The organism is Flavobacterium sp. (assembly GCF_017985075.1).
Lineage (GTDB): Bacteria > Bacteroidota > Bacteroidia > Flavobacteriales > Flavobacteriaceae > Flavobacterium.
Genome location: NZ_JAGNYF010000075.1, coordinates 1 through 6415, shown reverse-complemented (window position 1 = coordinate 6415; position 6415 = coordinate 1). Strand labels below are relative to the sequence as shown.

General features: G+C 33.3%; 5 protein-coding genes. All 5 read right to left on the bottom strand.

Annotated features, from left to right (window positions below; genetic code table 11):
• Positions 1–26: 26 nt before the first annotated feature.
• The gene (locus tag KA468_RS10075; protein WP_291242808.1) at positions 27–2768 is read right to left on the bottom strand and encodes a DNA gyrase/topoisomerase IV subunit A; all 2742 of its coding nucleotides are present in this window, start codon (positions 2766–2768) and stop codon (positions 27–29) included.
• Between the two features lie 48 nt (positions 2769–2816).
• Entirely contained in the window at positions 2817–3116 is a 300-nt protein-coding gene (locus KA468_RS10070; protein WP_291242807.1) for a nucleotidyltransferase domain-containing protein, read from the bottom strand.
• Complete coding sequence (locus KA468_RS10065) at positions 3116–3526, bottom strand: HI0074 family nucleotidyltransferase substrate-binding subunit (protein WP_291242806.1); 411 nt, start codon at positions 3524–3526, stop codon at positions 3116–3118. The genes KA468_RS10070 and KA468_RS10065 overlap by 1 nt, the downstream gene beginning before the upstream one ends.
• A gap of 12 nt (positions 3527–3538) precedes the next feature.
• Positions 3539–5401 (bottom strand): DNA topoisomerase IV subunit B, encoded by a 1863-nt coding sequence (locus KA468_RS10060; RefSeq protein WP_291242805.1) that lies wholly within the window; start codon positions 5399–5401, stop codon positions 3539–3541.
• A gap of 222 nt (positions 5402–5623) precedes the next feature.
• A partial coding sequence (ychF, locus tag KA468_RS10055) for a redox-regulated ATPase YchF (RefSeq protein WP_291242804.1) occupies positions 5624–6415 on the bottom strand: 792 nt, incomplete at its 5' end.

Sequence of the window (6415 nt, the reverse complement as noted above, 5' to 3'; positions counted from 1 at the left end):
AAAACTATCAGGTTTGTATTTGGAATTTATTCTAAACTCAACGTTATTTGTCCGTCATCGTCTAATTCGATATTGAAATCTTGGTTATCAGAAGTATTTTCTTCAGAAACCAGTACTTCTGGTTCGTCTAATTCCTCTTCATAAGGTAACGATTCAAGTATATTGACTTGTTTTATTTTATCAGTAGTTAATTGATTTCCTAAAGCTTTAATTCCTTTTACAGCAATAAACTCGTCTAAATTTACAATCTGATTGTCTTTTTGCACACCTTTTACTTTTGCATAAACCACCTCAGCCATTGGTAACCAATCTGTAGAAATAATTTCTAATTGCGATTTTTCGTGCTCTGTAATAAAAATTTCTTCCTTATTTTCATTTTCAATTAAGAAACGTTTTACAAAATAACGCTCTTTTTCTCCATCGTAATAAATTGCAGAAATTGGTTTTTTTGGATTCCATTTTTCCATCACAATCATATCTTCATCAAAATGTGTGGTCAATTCAGGAATAATGGTTTTAATTTTTCCAGCTTGATTCGCAATAAGCAACCTATCATTTGGCTTAAATTCGCCCAACAACTCACCTCTTCCATCAACGTTTAAACGGTGTACCGTATCATCAAACCAAATTTTTCTTGGTCGAAGAGTAGAAATTCCTTTTTCTTTTAATTCAATTTTCTTGATAGGATATTTTGTAACTGTATTTCCTTTACTTGCACGACCTTTAATGGCAATATCTGAAAAATCTTGATCCCATTTCAGTTTCTTAATACTTCCAACTTGGCGCAATAAAATAGTCACCACCTCAGCTTCTCCATTTGGATTAGCAGAAAAATATAAGACTTGCGAACCTGGTTTTTCTTGCGTTAAATCGTAAAATTTATCACGAGTTACACCAGAAACATTAAAACGTTTAATAAAAGTCGAACCGTTTTTACCATCACGATATATCATATTATAAATGGTACGTTTGTCGTTTTTATCGAAAACAGCGATATGAATAATGTCTTTTCCTACGAACTTTTTATCATCCACTTTCGCAATCATCATTCTACCATCTCTAAGAAAAACAATTACATCATCAATATCCGAACAGTCGGCAACATATTCGTCTTTCTTCAAACCTGTTCCAAAGAAACCTTCTTCTTTATTTACGTATAATTTTGTGTTACGCAACACCACTTTCGTAGCTTCAATCGTATCAAAACTTCTCAATTCCGTTTGGCGTTCTCTTCCTTTTCCGTATTTTTCTTTTAGTTTAGCGAAATAATCAATAGCAAAATCAATTAGATTGTCTAAATGATGTTGTACTTCTTTCATTTCGTCTTCTAACTTCGCAATAAAATCATCCGCTTTATCCGAATCAAATCGCGTAATACGAATCATTGGAATTTGCGTTAATTTCTGTAAATCTTCATCTACAATTTCACGAACAAACGACTTTTTGAAAGGTTCAAATTGTTTGTATAAATACTCGTAAAGTGTTTCTCTGTCCGAATATAATTTGAAATCGATATACATTTCTTCACGAATGAAGATTTTTTCTAATGTTGAAAAATGCCATTTTGTTTTTAATTCCTCTAACTGAATTTCTAATTCTTTTCGAAGTAATTCTACGGTTCGCTCTGTTGAGATTTTCAACATATGAGACACGCCAACAAAAAGCGGTTTGTTATCTTGAATTACACAACCTAAAGGCGCTACAGAAGTTTCACAAGCTGTAAAAGCATACAAGGCATCAATAGATTTATCTGGCGAAACACCAGGGAAAAGATGAATTAAAATTTCTACCTCAGCAGCCGTATTATCTTCAATCTTTTTAATTTTTATTTTTCCTTTTTCATTGGCTTTCAGAATACTATCAATCAATGTTGACGTATTCGTTGAAAACGGAATTTGAGTAATCACTAACGTTTGCTTGTCTAATTGCGAAATTTTAGCACGAACTCGAACTCTACCACCACGCATTCCATCATTATAATTCGAAACGTCTGCTATACCAGCTGTTTGGAAATCAGGATAAATGGTAAATGGTTTTCCTTTTAATATTTTTATCGAAGCGTCAATTAATTCATTGAAATTGTGCGGCAACACTTTTGTTGACAATCCCACTGCAATTCCTTCCGCTCCTGAAGCTAATAATAAGGGGAATTTAACGGGTAAATTGTTTGGTTCAGCACGACGACCATCGTAAGAAACGCCCCAATCGGTAATCTTTGGAGAGTACAAAACTTCCAAAGCAAATTTTGACAAACGGGCTTCAATATAACGAGAAGCAGCCGCACTATCACCAGTTAGAATATTTCCCCAGTTTCCTTGACAATCTATAAGCAATTCACGCTGTCCAATTTGTACCATAGCATCTCCAATACTTGCATCTCCGTGAGGATGATACTGCATCGTGTGCCCAACTACATTTGCTACTTTGTTATAACGACCATCATCCAACTCCTTCAACGAGTGCATTATACGACGTTGTACGGGTTTGAAACCATCTTCAATAGCAGGAACAGCACGTTCTAAAATTACATACGAAGCGTAGTCCAAAAACCAATCTTTGTACATTCCTGTTACTTTGGTAATGGTGTCTTCCGGATTTTCGTCGTTTTCGTAAAAATGTTGTCCTTCGAAGTTTTTGGCGTCTACTTCAATAATTTCTTCAGAAGTAGCTTCCTCTTGATTGTCATCAATTGAATTATCCTCTGAATTATTTTCAGTATGTTCCGTATTTTCTTCTTCTGGATGAATGTTTTCTTCTTCGTCTTTCATTATGCTGAATTTATTTCAGTGTTTTATCTACAAGTAATTGCTGTTGTATTATTCTCTAATATAAAATAGTTTTCCTACTCGATTTATATGGTCTTTTAAACTTTCCGATTGCAAATCATCGTAAATAGAAATATCAAACAAGTAGGGAATATAACTTTCTTCAAATTCGTTTTTTAATTGAAGTAATTCATCGTATTCGATTGTTCCAAATAGAGTGAAATCAATATCCGAACCTTCACGATAATTCCCTTTAGCTCTTGAACCATAAATAATTACTTTTTCAATACTGTTGTGTTTTTGAAGTATTGAAATAATCTCTTTATATGAATTGGGATACAATCCGAACATTACAAAAAGGTTTTCATTTTGGTTTCAAAATCAACAAATAATAATAAATACTGATTAAAAACGATTTCAAGTATTAATAAAATTTCTTTTTCATCATATATATGAGACGTTTTATTTCTACTTTCAATAGTTCGCAACCATTCTTCGCCATTTGCAATCAAACCCACGTTAAGTGCTTCTCTTACAACTGTTTTACTTCCAAATAAATCTGTTTTACCTTGAGACTCTAAAAAATCTTTCATCACTTTCCACGAAAGCTCTTGAGTAATTTCAAATGCTTGTACGGCGCCTTGTAACTCTAATTCTGTAAACTTTCTTTCTTTTTGTAGCTCATTAGCATTTTTCAATTGCCTTAAACCTCCAATAAAATGTTCAAATCTTTGTTTCCAACGAATATCTTGATTTTCCATAATTTCTCTCAATTAAACTTCTTCTTCCACCACATCTAATTCTACCTTCAAGTTGTTAATAATAAACTCTTGACGGTCGGGTGTGTTTTTACCCATATAGAATTCTAATAATTTCTCAATTGACGTGGCTTTATCTAACATTACAGGATCGAGACGAATGGTTTCTCCAATGAAATTTTTAAACTCATCTGGCGAAATTTCTCCTAATCCTTTAAATCGGGTGATTTCTGGTTTTGGCTTTAGTTTTTCCATCGCCGCTTTTCGTTCTTCTTCCGAATAGCAATAAATGGTTTCTCGTTTATTTCGAATTCTGAATAATGGCGTTTGCAAAATATACAAATGCCCTTCTTTAATCATTTCAGGAAAAAACTGCAAGAAGAAGGTAATTAACAACAAACGAATGTGCATACCATCGACATCGGCATCAGTAGCAATTACGATATTGTTATAACGCAAATCTTCCATACTTTCTTCAATATTCAATGCGGCCTGTAATAAATTGAATTCTTCGTTTTCGTACACAATTTTCTTACTCATACCGTATGAGTTTAATGGCTTACCACGTAAACTAAATACGGCTTGTGTATTGACATCACGACTTTTAGTAATTGAACCCGAAGCCGAATCTCCCTCTGTTATAAAAAGCGTACTCTCTAAACTTCTTGGGTTTTTAGAATCCGTTAAATGCACTCTACAATCGCGTAATTTTTTATTATGAAGATTGGCTTTCTTAGCTCTGTCTTTCGCTAATTTTCTAATTCCTGATAATTCTTTACGCTCACGCTCAGCTTGTAAAATTTTACGAAGTAATGCATCGGCAACTTCAGGATTTTTATGTAAGAAGTTATCTAACTTCGTTTTCATAAAATCGTTTACAAACGTACGAACAGATGGCGCATCAGGTCCCATATCGGTAGAACCTAATTTGGTTTTGGTTTGACTTTCGAAAACAGGTTCTTCTACACGAACCACAATTGCCGAAACAATAGATTTACGAATATCTGACGCTTCAAAAGGTTTGTTATAAAACTCCTTTATGGTTTTCACTAACGCTTCTCTGAATGCACCTAAATGCGTTCCACCTTGCGTAGTGTTTTGTCCATTTACAAAAGAATAATATTCTTCTGAATATTGCGTTTTACTATGCGTTATGGCTACTTCAATATCATCGCCTAAAAGATGAATGATTGGATACACCATATCTTCTTCGGCAATATTTTCTTCTAATAAATCTTTTAAACCATTATCAGAATAATATTTTTCGCCATTAAAATATATTGTTAAACCTGTATTTAGGTAACAATAATTTTTAAGCATTTTAATGATATATTCGGTACGATACTTGTAATTTTTAAAAATAACTTCATCAGCAACGAAAGATACTTTTGTACCTTTTCGTTTGGTTGATTCTATAACATCTTCTTCAAGCGTTAAATTTCCTGCAGAAAATTCCGCCGCTTTTTGCTGATTATCTCGAACCGATTCTACTCGGAAATAATTTGACAACGCATTAACTGCTTTGGTTCCTACTCCATTAAGTCCTACTGATTTTTTAAACGCTTTGGAATCGTATTTACCACCGGTGTTCATTTTAGAAACAACATCCACCACTTTTCCTAAAGGTATACCACGACCATAATCGCGCACGGTAACCATTTTATCTTTTAAGGTAACTTCAATGGTTTTACCAGCACCCATTACAAATTCGTCGATACAGTTATCGAGCACTTCTTTTAATAAAATATAAATACCATCATCTGGTGATGAACCATCTCCTAACTTACCAATATACATACCAGGACGCATACGAATATGCTCTTTCCAGTCGAGTGAACGTATATTATCTTCGTTATATTGATCTTGTTGCTCTAGCATAAATCGGAATTTGTATTTTTTGCAAGATAAAGGATTTCATTAAAAAATAAAAATGGTTTTTAAAGAAGTTATTAAGAAGTTTTCAGTTTTAGAATATAGAGAATAGAACATAGAAAACAGACTTAAAACTGCAATTAAACTTGATTTATTAAATACAAGCAAAAAAAAACCGTTACATTTCTGCAACGGTTTTTTCTATATTCTATATTCTATACTCTAAATTTACACGTTAAAACGGAAATGCATCACATCACCATCTTTCACGATGTATTCTTTTCCTTCAACTCTTAGTTTTCCAGCTTCTTTACATTTTGCTTCTGTACCGAAATTAGAATAATCTTCAAAAGCGATTACTTCAGCGCGAATAAATCCTTTTTCAAAATCAGAGTGAATTACTCCAGCTGCTTGTGGTGCTGTATCGCCAACTTGAATGGTCCAAGCTCTAACTTCTTTTACACCGGCTGTGAAATATGTTTGAAGATTCAATAATTTATATGCTGCACGAATTAAAACCGCAGAACCTGGTTCCGACAATCCCATATCTTCCAAGAAAACCTGACGTTCTTCGTAGCTTTCTAATTCTGTAATATCTGCTTCTGCTCCTACTGAAAGGATAATTACTTCTGCTTGTTCGTCTTTCACTAATTCACGAACTTGCTCTACATATTTGTTTCCATTTACGGCAGACGCTTCATCTACATTACAAACATATAAAACAGGTTTAGCTGTAATTAATTGAAACGCTTCATATAAAACTTCTTCTTCATTACCATTTGGCACAACCGTTCTTGCCGATTTTCCTTGTAATAATGCTTCTTTAATTCTATCTAAAATTCCTTTTTCAATTTTTGCTTCTGCATTCCCTGTTTTAGCGCCTTTATTCGCTTTTTCTAAACGTTTTTCAACCGTTTCTAAATCTTTTAATTGCAATTCGATATCGATAGTTTCTTTATCACGGATTGGGTTTACATTTCCATCTACGTGAACAATATTATCGTTATCAAAACAACGTAA

Coding starts and splice junctions, on each gene's coding strand:
- KA468_RS10075 (WP_291242808.1), bottom strand. CDS start 2,768: ATGAAAGACGAAGAAGAAAACATTCATCCAGAAGAAGAAAATACGGAA.
- KA468_RS10070 (WP_291242807.1), bottom strand. CDS start 3,116: ATGTTCGGATTGTATCCCAATTCATATAAAGAGATTATTTCAATACTT.
- KA468_RS10065 (WP_291242806.1), bottom strand. CDS start 3,526: ATGGAAAATCAAGATATTCGTTGGAAACAAAGATTTGAACATTTTATT.
- KA468_RS10060 (WP_291242805.1), bottom strand. CDS start 5,401: ATGCTAGAGCAACAAGATCAATATAACGAAGATAATATACGTTCACTC.